Consider the following 18,545-nt stretch of genomic DNA (forward strand, 5'->3'; position numbering starts at 1 on the left):
GCTATTTATTGCTTACACTGCCGTCAGGCATCGCATCGAGGTGATAGTTGATCATGGCCTCATCAAAAGTAGTCATCTTTGCGCTAACTAATGACGCTCATGCGGGTGCGATTGCGTGGTCGTTGAAGCAGAATGGAGCTCAAGTGCTATGGGGGCCATCTCTGCGATTCAACCCTGCGATGAAGTACTCCTTTAGAGCTGATGGCACGGGCATCCATCCAGAGAGCAAAACCTTTTCCTCGGGTACGGTGAGTGCGGTCTGGAATCGCTATACCACAGTGCCAGATGCGAGTGATTGCGTGCCCGAAGATAGACTCTTTGTGACTCAACAATGGGATGCATTTGATCAGAATGCCTTTGCCGTTCCGCATGAGATGGCCAATGCGCTATGGTTGAATCAACCTTTATTTGCCGCCCGCGCCGAGAACAAATTATTTCAGCTGAAGGCGGCTCATAAGGTAGGCCTGTCCTTTCCTGAGACATTTTTCTCCAATGACGCGGAGGATGTCCGCGACTTGATCGATCGTTGGGGGAAAGTGGTACTGAAGACTTTTATTGGCCATGTCTGGGAAAGTCGCTCAACGAGAGAAACCCACAGAATCAGTGTTGCGCTTCTTGATCAATATACAGAAATAAATGACCGCGCCGTTGCCATATGCCCCAGCATTTATCAGAGATATATCGAAAAGGAGTTCGACATACGCGTAGCCGTGCTTGGCGATCAGATATTTTCGGCAAAGATCCTGCGCAACACAGGGCCGACCTATATGGATTGGCGACCGCACATTCTTGACGAGGATGTCCTGGTAGAAGAGTTCACTTTGCCAGAGGCTGTGGAGGATCAGATACACCGTTTTATGCGAGAAATGGGGCTGTCGATTGGCTTCATCGATCTCGTGATGGATTTGCATGGCAATGTGCAATTCCTTGAGGTCAATCAACAAGGTCAATTTCTATTTGTCGAGGAGAAACTTCCTCAGATGCCCCTGCTTCAAGCCATGACATCGCTGTTGCTGACGGGACGTAGTGATTATTCAGTGGGCGACAGTAAGAAGGTTCATTTTGCTGATTATTTGCAATCTAAGGAATTTGCGGAACTGTGTGAGGCCCCGCAAAGAGATGTCGAAATTATCAGCTATGAGGCATAGCGAGCGCATGGCCGAAACTTGGGCCAGAATCTGAAGGTTCTTCACGTTTTTTGACCGCCATTCCAACGAAATCAAGGGTTACTTCGCCCCCCATTTCGAAGCGAGTCGTCATTCCGGCGAAGGCCGGAATCCATCGCCAGTACGAAGCATGGATTCCGGCCTTCGCCGGAATGACGAGCCGCTCTGAAACAGTATTGCCGTGAACTTCGATTTTCCTGCTGGAACGATGGCAAAAAGCGTGTGAATACCTCAGGGCCAGACGTAATCACCCGTTCCTATCCCATTCTGTCACTCCGTGGCGCGTCTTCATCATGGGTGTTCGGATTCCGCAATAAGTTGCGCCATCTATTCCAGAACATCCCATGTCTGGCAAGCTTGTCGGATCGCGGACTTAGCTACTTCGACAAAGCAGTTTTATTACCCCTTTCTAGCTTCGCAGCGTCGGCACTTTTAAGGCTTGGAGAGAGTCACTCATGACCATGCGTACACGCGCCCTGTTGGCAATGATGATGCTTTTGGCAGGCTGCGCCACCGACCCATCCATCACTGTAAAACACCGCGTTCCCCATGGGGGCACGGTTGCCGTGGTGATGTTCGAGGACTGCGCCATCGCGAACCAGGTGGATTGTGACGGCTCGGGAGCGAAAGCGAGTTCGATCTTTGTCCGTGTGCTTTCGCAAAAGCCTGGCCTGAATGCCGTTTCGTTGCCGAGGCCCGTTGGCGCCAAGGCGCCGCTCACTGACGATGCGGCGGTCGCTTATGCCAAGTCGAAAGGCTACCGATATGTCATCAATGGCGAGGTGCAGGACTATTACGGGCACATGGGCATTCACTCGAATCGCGCGGGTATCTCGGTGCGTGTTCTGAGTACGTCCAATGGGCTGGAGTTGACGTCTTATAGCTATCAAGAGAAGTCGACGACGCATCTCACGACACCTGATGAAATGTTGGAAGACATGGCGAAGCAAGTGGCCGATGTCATCATTACTGAGCCGAAAAGCCGGCATCAGGGTAATTTTTTGATTTACAAGGGAAATGGTGCAGGCTGAGTCGAGGTAGACTGACTTTTCTCGCGGTGAGCGACGCTTTGCGGGCCGAATAGGCCCTGGATGCAAGGGGCGTATACCAATACTCCGCTGGCTTTGTATTGAGAGAAATTGGCCGCATCCAAAACGCAGTGTTTGGCCTCCGACACCCGTTGCTTAAGCCCATACACTGGCAAAAATCACCAGAGGGCACGGGAATGCGCATTGCAAGCGTGGGCCATGCGATTTTCGCGGCAACCATGACCGCGCTGGGTATCCAGTGTTTGATCACCGGCAACTACGCCGCACTCTGGCAACCGCTGGACCTCAGCACTCCCAGTATCGAATGGTTGCCTTATCTGTGCGCACTCATCTCATTGGGTTGTGGCATAGGTTTGCTTTGGCGGCGTGCCGATGCCGCGCTTATTTTGCTCGTGTATTTTCTGGCTTGGTTGCTGTTTTACAGAGCACCCGACTTCATTTCTGCCGCCTCGCAGGACCCCTGGTACGGCAGCGCTGAGGCTGCAGTGTATGTGGCGGCTGCGTGGGTATTGTTTGCATGGTTTTCGACGGGTTGGAAAATGCCGAGTGCTCTTCGTTTTGCGACCGGCGACACCGGCATTCGCATAGCTAGAGTGCTGTACGCATTGGCGATGATTTACTTCGGCATTGGACATTTCCGCTATTTCAAAGAGACCGTCGTCCTGGTGCCTTCGTGGTTACCGTGGCATGTCGCCTGGGCGGCTTTCACGGGTGCTGCCTACATCGCTGCGGGTATCGCGATGTTCGTAGGTGTCTATGCACGACTGGCTGCTGCACTTTCCGTGCTTGAGATGGCAGTGTTCACGCTACTCGTATGGGTACCCATTTTGATCGCAGGTGCCACGGCCTACCAACACAGCGAAAGTGTCGTCTCCTGGGTTTTGACGGCAAGTGGATGGGTTGTTGCAGATTCTTATCGCAAGATGCCTTGGTTTACGATCGGCAGGCGCTGAACCAGAATCTGCCGCTGGCGCTGCCTGGCGACAAGCGCCGGAAAAACCAGCGTTTCCTTGACGGAGGATCCTATGAAGAAAACATTCCTGCTGCTCATAGTCGTGTTTTTCTCGATCAATGCGCATGCGCAGTGCAGCACCGATTCGGCGGCCTTGAGGCAATCATTGGATAAGGCAACTGCTGCCATCAGGGACGCCTTTAGCAGAGGTGATGCCGCCATGGTGGGGCGACTGCATAGTCCGAATGTCATCAAATACTTTGGTGGAAATAATGTTCTGATAGGCCGGGACGCCGTGGAAAAAGGGGCAAGGGACTGGTTCAAGGAATCGAAAGTGGAATTCGTGGAAAACACCGTCGAAAATACCTGCTTCATTGGAAATGTCGCGATACAGACGGTCATTTTTTCAATCAAGACAACGCCCAGGAGCGGAGGCGCGCCATCGATCGGAAGAGGGCGCTCCATGGTGATCTATGTTCAGGACAAAAGTAGCCCAACGGGTTGGTTGACGTTGCGCGAGATAGCGCAAGCAGCGCCACCTTTAAAGCAATGAGATTTGGGAAGCGGCTCGTCATTCCGGCGAAGGCCGGAATCCATCGCCAGTACGAAGCATGGATTCCGGCCTTCGCCGGAATGACGAGTCGCTCTGAAACAGCAATGTCGTGAACTTCGATTTTCTTATCAGAATGACGGCAAAAAACATGTGGATACCTCAAGAGACAGAGGTGGCTAACGACAGTTGGCCACCTCCACTCCTGGCACACGATCAATAGTCGAGCGTTACCGTCGCTGGCGAGATAGATGCCCCGTAACCGCATTGAGGCGTCAATCCACTGGACAGATTGCTAAACGTCCAACCCGGGTTGGAGTACTCCACGAAGCTATCGTTGTAGAGTTCCAGATCGTAAAACTGGAATGAACCACCGGCCGGGTAATCACTGCACTGCGAGACGTTGTAGACCTCCAGCGAGCCGGCAAAGGCCCAGTTGAAAGTTTGGCCGAAATTCGACGTGCCCTGCAGCTCGGAGTAATTCCCGGTGGTCAGATCCTCGGTGAGCACATCCCACGACGTGCAAGTAAGCGTTCCTGCTGCGCAGTTGTCCCACATATAGCCGGCAATCTTGTCGCCGACGTTGACACGAGTGGGCGTGGCCTCATAAACGGTGCCACTCTCGCAGCAATTCCAACTGGCGATGCCCCATGCGGACGCATAGTCGGAGTTCCAGCCCAGCACGGGCTGAAGGATCGTCACCACGTCGTTGTAATCCTCCAGGCCAGGGAAGAGGTAGATGGTCTGGCCGTTGTTGGCGGTGGGTGCGGATGGAACATTCCAGTCCGCACCAAGTTCGCCGTAGGAGGAACTCGTGGTCGTGCCTGCGTATTCAACCCAGGCGTGGCCGATCGAAGGTGGGTCGATGCGCCGCTGATCGCCCATCACCATGTCGCCGTTGGGCTTGAAATGTGCGAACTGGCAGACATGCATGCCTTCGATGCTTCCATCCGCATGCTGGATGGTTTTGGTCGCCTTCTGCAGAACATCTCCCTTGGCCAGGTGCACAACGCAGCTGGGGTGAAAGTAGCCATAGGGCGTGATGACATAGTTGGCTGGAACGGCCGCAGGCCGGTGAGGCCCAGCTGGCTGAAGTGCCTGGGCTGATGTGAAGCCCGCAAAAAAGAGCACAACGATACCGATCAGATTAAGCAGTCGAATGTTGCATGATGCGCGTAACATGACATTCTCCTTGCAGTTGAGGGTTTGATACATCGTGCTTTCCAAGGGGCCGTGATCGACATCGCCTTACCCGCCCGCTTTCATGCAGGGCGAAGTGGGTTTACCTCACGCATGGGTTTCAAGACGCATCGACAGCAAATGGGTTTCCTGTGCCGTTTTTTTGCGGCATGGGAAGGCGAAACTATGGATGACCCCTTCTGCTTGCTCCGGCACGCTGATCTGTGCCGGCCTTGCACTGTTCCCCTTGGAAGGGCGGATTCTGAAGGTTGCCGCGTGAAGAAATCACCGCGATCCGGTTAAATCCAAAACGGGGCCAGGTTCGTTTATAAAGCGGCGCTGATTTATTTAGGGTTGACCTTAAAAATACGCCCCCGCTCATACGCGGGAATGACGGCAAAGCGGATCTGGGGTGTTGGGGTTCGCGTTCGCTCACCCCAACCTACATCGCCATCGTTGCTACGGTCATACATGACTTGGGGTGCCAAGCCAATTCTCATTGTCAACACGTTCGATTACGCCGCCGAGCTGCGTGTTGATCGACTGAAAGACGAAATAAAGCTCGGCGCGGCCAATCGTCATCGTTGCTTTGCCGTTCTCGGCATTCTCCGCGTTATAGGTAATGCGCGCCATCAAGGTCAGCATGTTCTGCAAGTGTTTAAGGTCTTCGTAGCCGTCTTGGGACAATAGATAGAGTTGCGGCCCACAGCGGCCGCCGTGCATGTCTTCCATTTGTGTTCTCCACACGCTTAGGTCACGCCGCGTATTGCGCGCGGCGTGAAGGGTTTCAGGAAAAATCCTGCTCGTTTTGTCGGAATCAGCTGCTTCCGTTTCGACGAATGCCCACTTTGGCTCGACGACGCGCAGCCTGCGCGGCGGTGAAGTAAGGAAAAAGCACCGTGGCGGGGGCACGAAGACGTGTTGGTGCCGTATGATTCGATCTAACCACTGTTTGACTCCTGGTAAGTTGATGGTGGCCAGCGGGTCGTCTGAGCTGCTACTCGGGCGATCCGCGTTACTTCACATCATGTCGGGCGTGTCGTGGTCATCACAGCGGATGGACACGCCCGACTGGCGCACCATCGCATAAAAGGCGCGTGCCATCTGTCGGTGACAGGTGCTTTGAGATGTTGGCTTATGCCTACGCGGCGTATGCAAAAGGTTACTGCCGTGGATTTACGCGTTAGATCGTGATGCGTGCGATGCGGATGCCAGGCGACGCGTCAGGGTAATAACCATCGACATCACCAGCATTTTGGTGAACCAGTCCCCGGCATGTATAAAGCTCAGCGCCCAAGGCTTGTCATCCCATAGGCTCGCGCCCACGAGCATCGAGACGGGAAAGGCCATCCACATCCAGAACCCGAGCGTCGCAGCATCCGTAAGGCGGGTGATATTGAGTTTGGCGACGAGCTGGGTAAGCGCGTAGGCAATGACGATTTCCCGCACTATCTCGACGAGCGATTTCCACGGAGCGACATAGGCATCGGGTTGGACATGAAACCATTCGCCCCGCAGTGCGACCGATGATGGGCCGAATAGCATGGGGCTATACCAGATGCTGCTTATCACCATCGCAGCGACCAGGGCCGCTATGACGGGCAATATGGTTTGCTTGATCATGTTCATGGCGTTTCCCACCTTTTTGATTGTGGATGCAACGTTAGTCAACGCTCCGCTCCAGAAAGGGCCGTACTTCCATAGGAAGCCCAATCACTTTGGCCAGTTTCCGAGCCCACTCCAGTGCCGCATCCAGATCGGGAACCTGGATGATCGTAAGGCCGGCGATATATCCCTTCGTTTCAGCAAACGGTCCATCGGTCGTGCGCACGTCACCAGCATGACGCTGTAACACGGTGGCTGTGCTTGGCGAATCCAGGCCACCCGAGAAAATCCAGGCTCCAGCGGCCTTCATGTCCTCACGGATGTCCCGAACCTCCCGCATGACTTTCTCCAGCGCCTCGCGCGAAGGCATGTCGCCCTCCGCGCCAGGTTGATACATGGCGAGCAGATACGTCTTCATGGTGGCTCTCTCCCTATCGAGGGTGATGATTCGGTCTATTCACCTATCTCGACGCATGGCGTGTGTCGAAACGGACAATGGGAGGAGGGGGCACAAGCTGCTCGATGTTCCGTAAACGCCATTCCACGCACCTTGCTGACTTAGGCTGAGGTCCCCGTGGTTTTCTCTCTCTCACTTCGGCGAACAGTAAACTGCGCGTCAAGGTTGTTTCAAAGCGAACCGTCATTCCAGCCTTCGCCCACTGCTGTCTGGGGAAGTTTCGTAGTACCTCACCGTCATTCCGGCCTTCGCCGGAATGACGATAAGGCAAGATTGAAGACTATGGTGAAAACAAGTTCCTCGCTGCATTCCTTTGCAAAAAGCGCCTATAGAGCGGCAATTTTCTGAGCTTCGACAAAATATTCCCCGAACAGCAATGGGCCTTCGCCGGAATGACGATGAGGCAATATGCATGCCTCACCAAATCACACAGCGATCCACCTTGACCATCGGGCTCGGTGGAACAATCCCAAACGCCTGTTGGAATTCCGGCATGTTGGCCAGCACACCATTGGTGCGATAAATCTCAGGCGGATGCGGATCGGTGGTGACGCGGGTCTTTGCCGTTTCCGGGCGAGTGGCCATGGCCCAGGAGTGTCCGTAGGCAATAAAGAACTGCTGATCGGGCGTAAAGCCGCCGATCGTTTTGGCGTTTACAAAGGCCGGCTGGGCGTGGAACGCGCGCCATGCCAGGATCAAACCACCTTGGTCGGCGATGGCTTCACCAGTCACCAGCTTGCCCTGAACATGCACACCGTCGGCGACGGTGTATTGCGAATATTGATCGGCGACGCACTTCACGGCAGCCTGGAATTTCTTCAGGTCTGACGGCGCCCACCAATTCTTCAAATTACCGTGTCCGTCGAACTGTGCGCCTTGGTCATCGAAGCCATGCGTCATTTCATGGCCGATCGTTGCGCCGGTGTTGCCGTAGTTCACCGAATCCGGCCAGGACGGATCGTACAGCGGCGGTTGCAGTACGCCAGCTGGAATATTGAGGTTGTTCATCGACGGATCGTAGTAGGCGTTGACCGTCTGCGGCGTCATGTCCCAGTCGCTGCGATCGACGGGCTTGCCGATCTTCGCCAGTTGGCGTTGCTGCTCGAAGGTGGTGGCGCGCATCACATTGAGCACATAGGGGCCGCGATCGATCTGCAACCCGGAGTAATCGCGCCACTTGTCCGGATAGCCGACACGCAGCTCCATCATGTCCAGTTTCTTGATGGCCGCCTCGCGTGTTGCCGGCGTCATCCATGCGAGCGTCTTGAGATCTTCGCGCAGTGCATCGCGGATCTGGTTAACCATCTGCGTTGCCGCTTGCTTGTACGACGGCGGAAACTTCTGGTCCACATACATCTTGCCGATGGCGAAGCCGAGGGCGTTGTCTTCGGCCCGCAATACGCGCTGCCAGCGCGGCTTCTGTTGCTTTTCGCCGTTCAATACCGACGCCATGCGGAAGTCTTCGTCGACGAACGGTTGCGACAGGTATGGTGCGTAGGTCTGTACTAGCTGCCAGCGCAAGTAGGTCTTCCAATCGTTGAGCGAGGTGTGCGTCAGCTCCACGTTCACGGTCTTGAAGAAATCCGGCGTGGCGACATTGAGACCATGGATTTCCGGATGGCCAATCCCCGCCATCAAGCCTTGCCAGTGCAGGCGCGGCGTCAGTGCGTTGATGCTTGAAACATCCATCGGATGGTAGATCGCTTTCGGGTCACGCATCGCCACATCGGTCATGGAGCCTTTGGCGAGGCTGGTTTCCAAGGTCATGACGGACTTTGCTTCGGTTTCCGCGAGCGCCTGGTTGTCGCCAAGCAGTTGGAAAGTGCGTGCGATGTGCTTGACGTATTCCGCGCGGATGTTCTCGCTCGCGTCGCCGCTTTGCACGTAAAAGTCGCGGTCGGGCAGGCCGAGCCCGGCCTGCATGGCTACGGCAATCACCTTGCTGCTGTCCTTGAAATCCTGCATCTGCTGCAGCGACAGCGGCGCGGCAACGCCGATCATCTGCAAGTGCGCGAACTCGTCCGGCAACTGCTCGACCGTATTGATCTTGGCAATGCGATCCAGTTCCGGCTGCAGCGGCTTGATGCCAGCGCTATTAATTGCCTTTTCGTCCATGCCGCTGGCGTAGAAATCACCCACCTTTTGCTCGACGCTGCCTGGCGCCGCCTTGGTGCCATGGCTGGCCTTTTCCACCATGTCATGGATGAAGCGCTGGTTCCCCAAGTCGACCGCCACATACGCACCCCATTCGGCGCGATCCGGTGGAATCGGGTTGGCCTTGAGCCAGCCGCCGTTGGCGAAGTGAAAGAAGTCGACGCCTGGCTTGACGCTGCGATCAAGCCAATCCAGATACTGCCCATCGGTACTGCTGAAGTCGGGCGCCTGATCGGCAGCCAGTGCACCCAGCGGGCACAGGCACAAGGCAGCAAGAACCGCTTTCCGGATCGATAACATGGCGTCCCCTTTCTGGCTTATGGAGCATCGTGCTCGAAGGGGTTGATGCTAGCGGGTGTTTTGGAGGCTTCCAATGTTACTGGCGTCACATCGGCAGGGTTATTGATGAGATGTCTTGATTTGTGCGGTGTCGACACTCAGTGTGCCGTTGTCATGAAGTGTATTGGCGAGGCGATTCGGATAGGGTGGGTGATTGCGCGGATATCCCGAAACGCAGCGCATGAAATTGGCTGGTATTTCGATTAACTTAGGCGCACTCAGGGGCAAGGGGAACTTAATGGGCGGACACATCTGCATGGTCATGGCTGCAGCTCGGCCGGAAAAAGTGTCGGCCATTCGCGTCATGCCTTCATGATTCCCGTCGCTATTAAAGCCTCAAGGCTCAAATACGTTTTATTGCTGATTGCGGCCATCGGCTTTGTCGCGGGGGGCGTCTTCATCGTCATGCACCACGCTGGAGGGGACGCTTGGATAGGGTGGATGAGCATTCTGTTCTTCGGCGCCGGCATTCCGCTGTTCTTATGGCAGCTGCTGGATGCGCGGCCGCGGCTGGTCATCGATGACCAGGGTGTGTTCGATCGAACGCTTGGGGTAGGTGTCATACCCTGGTCGGAGATCACTGGCGCTTATGTGCGATCGGTCAACAGCGCCGACTTTATTTGTCTCGAACTGCGCGATCCGACACCTTGGCTACAACGTCTATCTCCCATCAAGCGGGCAATGGTGTCCGCGAACGAAGCGATGGGGTTCACTGCGTTGAATCTGAACCTTAGCGGCGTGGCGGCTGATGTGCAGCAAGTGCACGAACTGATCGTGAAGATGGCTGCGTCTCGACAGGGAATCGAGAATCAGAAGCAGGGAGAACGTTGATTCTGCCTGCTGCTTACGGATCGAATCGCGGGTGGCGCTTTGAGCTTCAGGTTTATCGACAAGTATTGTTCTTCAAGACGTCATTCCGGCGAAGGCCGGAATCCATAGCCAGTACGAAGCATGGATTGACCAGCTTCGCTGTTGTAAAGCGCCTCGGCCTTCGCCGGAATGACGTGAGGTGCTACGAAACTTCCCCGGACAGCAGTGGGCCTTCGCGGGAATGACGCCCAGCTCTGAAGTCGCATCAACGCGAGCATCGAGTTCGGAGCATTGAGCCAAGAGCGCGTCGCACATGACCTTTCCGACCACGGCAGCATTAAAGGTGACGATGCTTCGCAAGTTTGCCGCGGTGATCCTTGGATGCTGCGTTGCAGCTTGAATGCTTTCTATTTGAAACATAAGTTCATATATGAACCAGGTTCGCCCAGGCGGTCCGGGCCGTATCGCCATCCATGCCGAGAGGCAGACACCGAAGGGGATATATACGCAATGAAATCGCTGACTTATGCCGTGTCGCTGGCTTCGGCGCTGGTGGCGTTATCCGCTTCGGCGGGCGCGAAGCAGGTGCCGCAAGCGCCTTCGACTCATCCGGTTCCCGCGGTCCAGGACACCGAAACGCCCGCGCAGCGTGATGCACGCATGGCGTGGTGGCGGCAGGCGCGCTTTGGCATGTTTATTCATTGGGGGCTGTATGCCGTGCCCGCTGGTGTTTGGAACGGTAAGCCGGTCGACAGCATCGGCGAATGGATCATGTACAACGCAAAGATTCCCGTTGCCGATTACAAGAAGCTGGCACCGCAGTTCAATCCGATCCAATTTGATGCGCATGCCTGGGTTGCCTTGGCGAAAGCGGCGGGCGTGAAATACATCGTCATTACTGCGAAGCATCATGATGGCTTTGCGATGTTCGATTCGAAGGCGAATCCTTTCAATATCGTGGACGCAACACCGTTCAAGCGCGATCCGTTGAAGGAACTGGCCAAGGAAGCGCAAAAGCAGGGGATCAAGCTGGGCTTCTACTATTCGCAGGACCAGGATTGGACTGCGCCAGGTGGCGCCGCGATGACGTTCGACGCAAAACATAACGGCCATTGGGATGAGGCTCAGCAGGGCAGTTTTGCTAACTATTTGCACACCAAGGCGATCCCGCAGTTGAAGGAGTTGCTGAGCAACTATCAGCCGTCACCGGCGATCATCTGGTTTGATACGCCCACTGCGGACATGACGCCGCAGCTTGCCTCGGAAATCGTCGCATTGCTCAACCAGCATCCGAATCTGATTTGGAACAATCGTCTCGGTGGCGGTTACAAGGGTGATACCGAAACACCTGAGCAGAATGTCCCCGCGCAGGGCTACCCAGGTCGTGACTGGGAAACCTGCATGACGATCAACGACACCTGGGGCTACAAATCGACCGACACGAATTTCAAATCAACGCAGGAGTTGCTGCGCACGCTGGTTGATGTGGCGAGCAAGGGCGGCAACCTTTTGCTCAATGTCGGGCCTGATGCGCAAGGCGTGATTCCCGCAGCGGAAGCGGAGCGCTTGCAGGCGATTGGCAAGTGGCTCGATGTCAATGGCGAATCGATTTACGATACCGGCCCCACGCCATTCCCGGGTGCCCACGGAACGTTTTCGAGCACTGAAAAAACGGTTGGCGAGAACAAGCCGAAATGGGTTCCCACCTGGGATTGGCGCGCCACGACAAGGCCCGGGAAAATCTATATTCACGTGTTGACCTGGCCAGGCGAGGCATTCCATCTGGCAAATGTAAATGTGCCGGTCAAGCAGGCTTACTTGCTGGCTGATCCGAAGCATGCGCCTCTTAAGTACACGCAAAAGGGTGGGGCGCTTGATCTGCAATTGCCTGGCAAGGCGCTCGATCCGAATGACACGGTGGTTGTGCTCAGGACTGACTGAGTCGCGCTCGTTCATATGTGAAGCTTCATCTCTGTTTGGCGTCATTCCGGCGAAAGCCGGAATCCAGTCAAATACGCTGTGCAAAGCACACAAAATCTATGTTGAGTGCTTCGCACGACGTATTCACACTGGATTCCGGCCTTCGCCGGAATGACGACCCGCGCGAAATAGCATCAGCGCGGAGATTAGAGTCGAAGCTGCGGTTAGGGGCTTCCTTGGACCGCTTTTCACATTCTTTTCCGGAAAGCCAGAGCCCGCTTTAATGAACTGGCTATGCCATCTGGCACTGTATATGGACCACTCGCGCGATTACGTTAACGAACGAGGCTAGGTTTTCCCCACCACAACAGCTATGTGCTTTCCCACTCGTTGAATAAGCGGGTGCGAGAGACTTTTATGTCTCCATTTTCTTATCGCATTGGGCTCGTGTTAGCTGGAAGCTTGCTGCTGGCTTTATCCGCCATTGGCAACAACGCGCACGCGACGCTTATCACCTCGATAGACCCCTCCGGTGCCAACATGGGCCCCGACATCATCCCTTGCCATCGGTATGACGGCTTGCAACCGCAAGGTACAACCAGCCCTGCGATCAGCACGTGTGAAACCATGTCGCCGGATCTGGGCAAGTTTCGCGCAAGCCTGGCTGACCATGGCTGGCTGATTCAAGGCGGCACTAATTTTGGCGGCACCTTCGATCTGTTGAACCGTGCTGCCCACCCTCAGCTTTATATCGGGCAAGATCCTACCTACCGGTTTGGCTCCTTTGTAACGGCCACCTACGATCTCTCTCGAATCGGGTTTGCTGGTGCGTCGCAATTGGTGTTCAACGCGAATGTTCAGTGGTTCTCGTATGCCGGGGAAAATCCGAACGGTTTCGCCATCAACAGCTTCTACATCACGCAGCGGTTCAATGATGGGCGCGTGCAGTTGCAGTACGGTTTTGAAGAACTCGGCAACCAGTTTTACGGCTTTTCGTTAGGCACCAATTCGACGACGTCGCCGGCCGGTGTCGGGAGTTCCATTCCTTACGAAGTCGGATTCATTTTTAACAAGACCGCGCCCGAGGCCAATTTCCGCCTGGCCTCGCCGCACAAGCATTTCTACGAGCGTTTCGGCGTCACCCGCAGCGTGGATCCCAAGGGGCCACAGGCGGATTGGGACAACAACAATTTCTTGGGTTTGAAGTGGCATATCCCCGGTGCCAAGGCGCTGTATATCAATGAACTGGGTTACCAGACGGATGCCGCGCCTCAACAAAGCATGATGTGGCTACGTCAGGGCGTGATGTACAACGAGAGTCATTTCCCCGATTTCCACGGTGGCTACGCGAATAACAACTATGCTTATTACCTGGTTGGCGACTATCAGTTGTTGCAGACGGACGCTACGCAACCGTTCCGTGGGTTTTACGTCAATGCCAAGGCTGACTATGCGCCGCCGGATCGAAACGTGTATGCCGGAGATATGGGGGTTACGTTCTACTTGCTGGGTCCTTTTAGCCGTCCTTACGACGTGGTCGCGCTGGGCTATACCTTTGATCGGCTGAGCCGCTCTTTTGAGCGTATGCAGCAGGCAGATGGTTTCACTGCCGTGGATTACAGTCGTAACTATTCGCTTTCCTACGTCTATCGCGTGTCACGCGGCGTCTACCTTTCCAACCAGCTGAGTTACACCGTGAATCCCATTCCTACGCCGAAGCAGCCGCCTTCGTTGACGTGGATGAGTTCGCTGTCGTTTTCTTACTGAGGTTAGGAAAAATTTCTATCCGTGAAAGCCGCGTAGCACCTCACCGTCATTCCGGCTTTCGCCGGAATGACGGTGAGGAGACGCGCCAACTTGTTATCAGGGTTGCTTATGACTAGCCAACAACTCAACCACCACCAAACAGCGCCAGCGCCTGCTCATTGAAGCCATTGACGAAGCCATGTTCATTCGGCCCAACGTTGGCACGAAACTGCTTGGCGGCATCCACCAGAATCTCGTCCGCATCCGTCCCAAGCACCTCCATCGTCTCAGCAATAAACTGATCAAGCGGCATGGCTTGTTCGGCCTCTTGGCTGTTCATGAGTTCGGTGCGTACCCACGGTGGCGCGATCTCCAGCACGCGAACGCCCGTATTTCGCAGCATGAAGCGTTGCGACAGTACGTAGGAATGAAGCGCAGCCTTGGTGGCCGAGTAGATGCCGGTAACAGCCAACGGTACGAAGGCGAGCACGGAACTCGTGTATGCCACAGTGGCATTTTTCTTGGTCTTGAGGTGCTCGATCAATGCCGAGGTCATGCGAATCGGCCCGAGCACATTGGTTGACATGGTCGAGGTCAGCAATGCGTCATCAATCTTTCCGGCAATGCCGTCAGGCTGCATGATGCCGGCATTGTTGATGAGCACATTGAGTTCAGGGTGATCGGCGATCAACTGGGCTGCCACGCGATCAATGCTTGTCGGATCGGTGATGTCGAGTTCGACGGCTTCCATACCGGGATTCGCTGCGATTACCGCATTGATATGGCTACGGCGCCGGCCGGCAATGATGACTTTGTTGCCACGCTTGTGCAGCGCCTCGGCAAGTCCGCGACCGATGCCCGAGCCGCCGCCGGTGATGAAGATGGTGTTGCCAGTGAGTTTCATGGGTGTTCTCCTAGATTGAGTTCAAGCGGGGAAGCGGTTGCCGAACATGGGCAATCCACTTTGGGATTCGGTTTGCGCGGCTTCGTCCTGCAGCACGTCCCAGTGCTCGGCGAGCTTGCCGTTTTCGATGCGGACGATATCCGCGGCGATCCACGCCGCAGGACGGCCATGGCCGGAGAAGCGTCCGTGCACGATGACGTAATCACCCTCGGCCATGATCAGGCCATGCTCGTAACGCAAGCTGCTGGGGATATTGCGAATCAGGTTGAACAAGCCATTACGGCCAGGCGGGATATGCGCACTGTGTTGGATGTACTTGTCTGACCAGAAGCGCTCGGCGGCTGCGTAGTCGCGCTGGTTGAACAGCGTGTCGAATGCCTCGATGACAAGAGCCTTGTTCTGTTCGGGCGACGTCTTTGACATGGTCGTTTCCTGTTCCGATGGCTCAAGTGGCGGTGCGCTCGAGCGCGAATGTGTCGATGCGTTACTTGGCGTCAGGTGTTCAGCTGCCTGACGCAGGGGTAAAATCACAATGGTGATCACCATTGATGTGGCGTAGAATGGCTCCGTCTCGATCGAATGTCAATGGCGATCACCATTGTATTTCGAGGCAAAGCGCAGCCAGGCCGTAGGGCAGGAGTGGTTTTATGGGCGTTTCAAAGAAGCAAGCTATTGAAAACAAAGGCGCTATCGTCGCTGCAGCGGAAAAGCTCTTTCGCGAGCGCGGGGTGGCTGCGGTGGGCTTGGCAGAGCTGACCAAGGCCGCAGGTTTCACCCAGGGCGGCTTCTACAACCACTTCAAATCGAAGGACGCCTTGGTTGCCGCGGTCATGGAGAGGGCCATGGAAGGCGGCGCGGACCTGCTTACGGGGGGCCTCGAAGCGTCAAAAGAGGAAGCGGTCGACCCCATCAAGCGGCATGTCGAGTGGTATCTGTCCCCCGATCACATGGCTGATGTGGAGGCAGGTTGTCCATTGACTGCATTCGCTGGCGATGTTCGTCGGCTTGGCCAGGAAGCGCGGCAATCCTACGCGCGCGGGCTGGCATGGAATGTCGATCAACTGGCGAATGTGATCGAGGGCGAGAACCCGCAAGAGAAAAGAAAAAAAGCCATCGCGGTGTTCAGTCAGATGGTCGGCGCGCTGATGCTTTCGCGTGCTGTTGCTGAGGCTGATCCTGCGCTGGCTGATGAGATCTTGAGGGATGGGCGTCAGCAGTTGTTGCAGGTGCTTGGCGATTGAACGCGGAAAAGTGCCAGAGTTCTTTCAGGATAGATTGAACCGAGCGGTACCTGCTTAAGCGCGACGAGAAGCATCAACCGCTCAACCATGCCACGGCTTCGATCTCGATCAAGAATTCGGGACGAAAGAGCGCAGACACTTGAACCAGGGTGCTGGCAGGAGGGTTTTTCACCTTGGCATCAGCCAGATAGCGATCCCTGGCTTCCCGTATAGCCGGAAGCGCCGCCATGCTGGTGACGAACATCGTGAACTTGATGATGTCTTTCAAGGTGCCGCCACGTGATTCGACGGCTGCTTTGAGATTGTGAAACACCTGATCGGCCTGTTTGGCGATGTCTCCCTCACCGACCAGCGATCCGTCTTGGTTGAGTGACACTTGCCCCGCCACAAACACGAACCTTCCACCTGTGACCTCGACGAGTTGGCTGTAACCCGGCGGTGGCGGGAGCGTATCGGGATTGTTGAATACCGCTTCGGACATGGCGCTTGCTCCTTCTGAGTTAGGCGCATCTTGTGCCCGATACAGTGATCGAACAATATGATCAATATCGAACAAGGTGTCCGAAAATGCGAACACAGTTGCGTGCCGAAACCGATCTCGACCTGTTTATCGTAATCGCCAAGGAGGGCGGGTTGAGGCGCGCTGCGGCCAAGCTCAACGTACCTGTTTCGCGAATGAGTGATCGTCTGCGGGCGCTTGAGGAGCAGATGCAGGTAAGGTTGTTTCATCGCACCACGCGCAGCATGGCTTTGACCGAAGCGGGCTTGGCGCTGCTCACGCATGTGGAACCTGCACTCGCCGCGCTGGATGCGGCTGTCGAAGTCGCCGCGGCAGGGGGCGGTGAGCCATCCGGCATATTGAAGATCAACGCGGCGCCGCCTGCGGCCGAGCTGATCCTGGCGCCTCATCTACCTGGCTTTCTCGCGCGATATCCACGCATTGATGTCCAGCTTACCGTTGAGGATGCCCTGATCGATATCGTGCGTGCCGGGTTCGATCTCGGTATTCGCTATGCCGAGCATCTGTCGGCCGACATGATCAGTGTTCCCATCGGAGGCAAGCAACGATACGTGCTTGTCGCTGCGCCAGCGCTGCTCAAGAAAACGGGAACGCCATCGCGCATTGAAGACCTCGCGCGCGTGCCCGCCATCCGCCATCGTTTCCCAGGCGGCACGCTGCTACCTTGGGAATTTTCACGGAAGGGGAAGCTGGTCACCGTTGAGCCACATAACCGGCTTGTCACTGACAATACACGCGTGGCGGTTTCTGCGGCCCTGGGCGGGGCAGGTTATTTGCTCACTTTTGAAGAGCACGTGTCGACGTGGATCAGCAAAGGTAAATTAGTTTCCCTTATGCAGCATGGGCTGCCCGCATTCAGCGGCCCGGTCATTTATTACTACTCGCGAAGGCATGTGCCACCACCTATGCGAGCATTTATCGATTACATGAAATCCGTCGCATCGGGTTGATCACGTGCGGGATGATTGAAGGGCGTGCGTGCGCTTGCGCTCGGTTGGGTCGGTGTACAAGATCGCCAAGTCGTCTAGACATCCGCACGCTTTCCGTCATCCGGGGCGCATTTACTGTCTGCTTGCAGCTGGCCTAACCAGCGGTGCATCGATAGGGTTCGCCACGGAGTCGATGATGTCGAACGACAAACACATAGATGATTTGCTGGATCTGTTATCGGCACAGGGCAAAGAGGCCTATTTTGGCGAACCGGTTTCCGTGCTTGAACACTGCCTGCAGTGTGCATATTTCGCGGAGCAGTCTCAGGCTAGCCCTTCCACGATAGCGGCCGCATTGCTCCACGATATCGGCCACATGCTGCATGGCCTGCCGGAGGACATTGCGCAACGCGGTGTCGATGGCGCTCACGAAGAAGTGGCAGCCGCCTATCTGGCCAGGTGGTTTGGTGAAGACGTTACTGAAACGGTGCGCTTGCATGTCGCCGCGAAGCGCTATCTCTGCGCGACAGACCCAGGTTACCTCGGCCGGCTGTCGCCCGCTTCCGTCGAAAGCCTGCAACTCCAAGGTGGTCCGATGTGTGACGAGGAAGCGGCGGCTTTCGAGGCGTTGCCGAATGCCAGCGTCGCGGTCCAGCTGCGTCAATGGGATGACGAAGCCAAGATTCAGAATATGGATGTGCCGGGACTGGAGCACTATCGTTCTGTTCTTTTACGGGTGTCCGTAAGCGGTTAAGCGCGTAGGTTGGGGTGCAAACCCCAACATGTTCGCCCGGATCAGCATGGCGATGTTGGGGTTTGCACCCCAACCTACGAAGGTAGCGCCCATAATCCGTATGGAACTCCGCGGATCATTGATTCGGCGCCGGCGTCGCCTGATAAAACACATTCAGCCATGTGCCATCCCGCTTCATTCACAAGGATGAGGCATCTGAAGGCGATCATTTCGCAGCACTTCAATCGGCATGCCGTGGTGCAGCGTGTGGAAACGTCCGTGGTGTTCAAT

General features: G+C 55.8%; 18 protein-coding genes. 10 read left to right on the top strand and 8 right to left on the bottom strand.

Annotated features, from left to right (window positions below; all coding sequences use genetic code 11):
• Window positions 1–53: 53 nt before the first annotated feature.
• From IEX75_RS14165 to IEX75_RS14180, 4 genes are all read left to right on the top strand, one after another.
• Complete coding sequence (locus IEX75_RS14165) at window positions 54–1,148, top strand: ATP-grasp domain-containing protein (protein ID WP_188794939.1); 1,095 nt, start codon at window positions 54–56, stop codon at window positions 1,146–1,148.
• Between the two features lie 473 nt (window positions 1,149–1,621).
• Entirely contained in the window at window positions 1,622–2,197 is a 576-nt protein-coding gene (locus IEX75_RS14170; protein WP_188794940.1) for a hypothetical protein, read from the top strand.
• A 236-nt stretch (window positions 2,198–2,433) separates the two neighbouring features.
• Entirely contained in the window at window positions 2,434–3,168 is a 735-nt protein-coding gene (locus IEX75_RS14175; protein WP_188794941.1) for a DoxX family membrane protein, read from the top strand.
• Between the two features lie 72 nt (window positions 3,169–3,240).
• On the top strand, window positions 3,241–3,720 hold the full coding sequence (locus IEX75_RS14180) for a YybH family protein (protein ID WP_188794942.1): 480 nt from the start codon (window positions 3,241–3,243) through the stop codon (window positions 3,718–3,720).
• A gap of 213 nt (window positions 3,721–3,933) precedes the next feature.
• Here IEX75_RS14180 and IEX75_RS14185 read toward each other — a convergent pair whose 3' ends face one another.
• The 5 genes from IEX75_RS14185 to IEX75_RS14205 form a co-directional block, all read right to left on the bottom strand.
• On the bottom strand, window positions 3,934–4,899 hold the full coding sequence (locus tag IEX75_RS14185) for a hypothetical protein (protein ID WP_188794943.1): 966 nt from the start codon (window positions 4,897–4,899) through the stop codon (window positions 3,934–3,936).
• 462 nt (window positions 4,900–5,361) lie between these two features.
• The gene (locus IEX75_RS14190; RefSeq protein WP_188794944.1) at window positions 5,362–5,628 is read right to left on the bottom strand and encodes an XAC0095 family protein; all 267 of its coding nucleotides are present in this window, start codon (window positions 5,626–5,628) and stop codon (window positions 5,362–5,364) included.
• A 444-nt stretch (window positions 5,629–6,072) separates the two neighbouring features.
• Window positions 6,073–6,525: a DUF1761 domain-containing protein gene (locus tag IEX75_RS14195; protein WP_188794945.1), complete on the bottom strand. Its 453-nt coding sequence runs from the start codon at window positions 6,523–6,525 to the stop codon at window positions 6,073–6,075.
• A gap of 34 nt (window positions 6,526–6,559) precedes the next feature.
• Entirely contained in the window at window positions 6,560–6,919 is a 360-nt protein-coding gene (locus IEX75_RS14200) for a YciI family protein (protein ID WP_188794946.1), read from the bottom strand.
• 456 nt (window positions 6,920–7,375) lie between these two features.
• Window positions 7,376–9,412, bottom strand: coding sequence for a M13 family metallopeptidase (locus tag IEX75_RS14205; RefSeq protein ID WP_188794947.1), 2,037 nt, complete (start codon window positions 9,410–9,412; stop codon window positions 7,376–7,378).
• A gap of 351 nt (window positions 9,413–9,763) precedes the next feature.
• On the opposite strand from IEX75_RS14205, the gene IEX75_RS14210 reads away from it, so the two are divergent.
• The 3 genes from IEX75_RS14210 (at window position 9,764) to IEX75_RS14220 (ending at window position 13,948) form a co-directional block, all read left to right on the top strand.
• Window positions 9,764–10,282 (top strand): STM3941 family protein, encoded by a 519-nt coding sequence (locus tag IEX75_RS14210; protein WP_188794948.1) that lies wholly within the window; start codon window positions 9,764–9,766, stop codon window positions 10,280–10,282.
• Window positions 10,283–10,771: 489 nt separating this feature from the next.
• A complete protein-coding gene (locus tag IEX75_RS14215; protein ID WP_188794949.1) occupies window positions 10,772–12,202 on the top strand; it encodes an alpha-L-fucosidase in 1,431 nt (476 codons plus the stop codon).
• Between the two features lie 396 nt (window positions 12,203–12,598).
• Window positions 12,599–13,948, top strand: coding sequence for a carbohydrate porin (locus IEX75_RS14220; RefSeq protein WP_188794950.1), 1,350 nt, complete (start codon window positions 12,599–12,601; stop codon window positions 13,946–13,948).
• Window positions 13,949–14,072: 124 nt separating this feature from the next.
• Here IEX75_RS14220 and IEX75_RS14225 read toward each other — a convergent pair whose 3' ends face one another.
• Both IEX75_RS14225 and IEX75_RS14230 read right to left on the bottom strand, forming a co-directional pair.
• Window positions 14,073–14,831, bottom strand: a complete 759-nt coding sequence (locus tag IEX75_RS14225) for an SDR family oxidoreductase (protein WP_188794951.1) — start codon at window positions 14,829–14,831, stop codon at window positions 14,073–14,075.
• 21 nt (window positions 14,832–14,852) lie between these two features.
• A complete protein-coding gene (locus IEX75_RS14230; protein ID WP_188794952.1) occupies window positions 14,853–15,254 on the bottom strand; it encodes a nuclear transport factor 2 family protein in 402 nt (133 codons plus the stop codon).
• 224 nt (window positions 15,255–15,478) lie between these two features.
• On the opposite strand from IEX75_RS14230, the gene IEX75_RS14235 reads away from it, so the two are divergent.
• Window positions 15,479–16,072 (top strand): TetR/AcrR family transcriptional regulator, encoded by a 594-nt coding sequence (locus IEX75_RS14235; protein ID WP_188794953.1) that lies wholly within the window; start codon window positions 15,479–15,481, stop codon window positions 16,070–16,072.
• Between the two features lie 73 nt (window positions 16,073–16,145).
• Here the strand turns inward: IEX75_RS14235 and IEX75_RS14240 are convergent, their stop codons facing one another.
• On the bottom strand, window positions 16,146–16,553 hold the full coding sequence (locus IEX75_RS14240; protein WP_188794954.1) for a RidA family protein: 408 nt from the start codon (window positions 16,551–16,553) through the stop codon (window positions 16,146–16,148).
• A 32-nt stretch (window positions 16,554–16,585) separates the two neighbouring features.
• On the opposite strand from IEX75_RS14240, the gene IEX75_RS14245 reads away from it, so the two are divergent.
• Window positions 16,586–17,542, top strand: coding sequence for a LysR family transcriptional regulator (locus IEX75_RS14245; RefSeq protein WP_229720826.1), 957 nt, complete (start codon window positions 16,586–16,588; stop codon window positions 17,540–17,542).
• Between the two features lie 172 nt (window positions 17,543–17,714).
• Window positions 17,715–18,275, top strand: a complete 561-nt coding sequence (locus IEX75_RS14250) for a phosphonate degradation HD-domain oxygenase (protein WP_188794956.1) — start codon at window positions 17,715–17,717, stop codon at window positions 18,273–18,275.
• Window positions 18,276–18,545 lie beyond the last annotated feature (270 nt).

Source organism: Dyella nitratireducens (assembly GCF_014642835.1).
In the GTDB taxonomy this organism is placed as follows: Bacteria; Pseudomonadota; Gammaproteobacteria; order Xanthomonadales; family Rhodanobacteraceae; genus Dyella_B; species Dyella_B nitratireducens.

What these genes read in the sequence shown, in the direction of transcription:
- IEX75_RS14165 (WP_188794939.1), top strand. Translation starts at nt 54, where the DNA reads ATGGCCTCATCAAAAGTAGTCATCTTTGCGCTAACTAATGACGCTCAT.
- IEX75_RS14170 (WP_188794940.1), top strand. Translation starts at nt 1,622, where the DNA reads ATGACCATGCGTACACGCGCCCTGTTGGCAATGATGATGCTTTTGGCA.
- IEX75_RS14175 (WP_188794941.1), top strand. Translation starts at nt 2,434, where the DNA reads ATGACCGCGCTGGGTATCCAGTGTTTGATCACCGGCAACTACGCCGCA.
- IEX75_RS14180 (WP_188794942.1), top strand. Translation starts at nt 3,241, where the DNA reads ATGAAGAAAACATTCCTGCTGCTCATAGTCGTGTTTTTCTCGATCAAT.
- IEX75_RS14185 (WP_188794943.1), bottom strand. Translation starts at nt 4,899, where the DNA reads ATGTTACGCGCATCATGCAACATTCGACTGCTTAATCTGATCGGTATC.
- IEX75_RS14190 (WP_188794944.1), bottom strand. Translation starts at nt 5,628, where the DNA reads ATGGAAGACATGCACGGCGGCCGCTGTGGGCCGCAACTCTATCTATTG.
- IEX75_RS14195 (WP_188794945.1), bottom strand. Translation starts at nt 6,525, where the DNA reads ATGAACATGATCAAGCAAACCATATTGCCCGTCATAGCGGCCCTGGTC.
- IEX75_RS14200 (WP_188794946.1), bottom strand. Translation starts at nt 6,919, where the DNA reads ATGAAGACGTATCTGCTCGCCATGTATCAACCTGGCGCGGAGGGCGAC.
- IEX75_RS14205 (WP_188794947.1), bottom strand. Translation starts at nt 9,412, where the DNA reads ATGTTATCGATCCGGAAAGCGGTTCTTGCTGCCTTGTGCCTGTGCCCG.
- IEX75_RS14210 (WP_188794948.1), top strand. Translation starts at nt 9,764, where the DNA reads ATGATTCCCGTCGCTATTAAAGCCTCAAGGCTCAAATACGTTTTATTG.
- IEX75_RS14215 (WP_188794949.1), top strand. Translation starts at nt 10,772, where the DNA reads ATGAAATCGCTGACTTATGCCGTGTCGCTGGCTTCGGCGCTGGTGGCG.
- IEX75_RS14220 (WP_188794950.1), top strand. Translation starts at nt 12,599, where the DNA reads ATGTCTCCATTTTCTTATCGCATTGGGCTCGTGTTAGCTGGAAGCTTG.
- IEX75_RS14225 (WP_188794951.1), bottom strand. Translation starts at nt 14,831, where the DNA reads ATGAAACTCACTGGCAACACCATCTTCATCACCGGCGGCGGCTCGGGC.
- IEX75_RS14230 (WP_188794952.1), bottom strand. Translation starts at nt 15,254, where the DNA reads ATGTCAAAGACGTCGCCCGAACAGAACAAGGCTCTTGTCATCGAGGCA.
- IEX75_RS14235 (WP_188794953.1), top strand. Translation starts at nt 15,479, where the DNA reads ATGGGCGTTTCAAAGAAGCAAGCTATTGAAAACAAAGGCGCTATCGTC.
- IEX75_RS14240 (WP_188794954.1), bottom strand. Translation starts at nt 16,553, where the DNA reads ATGTCCGAAGCGGTATTCAACAATCCCGATACGCTCCCGCCACCGCCG.
- IEX75_RS14250 (WP_188794956.1), top strand. Translation starts at nt 17,715, where the DNA reads ATGATGTCGAACGACAAACACATAGATGATTTGCTGGATCTGTTATCG.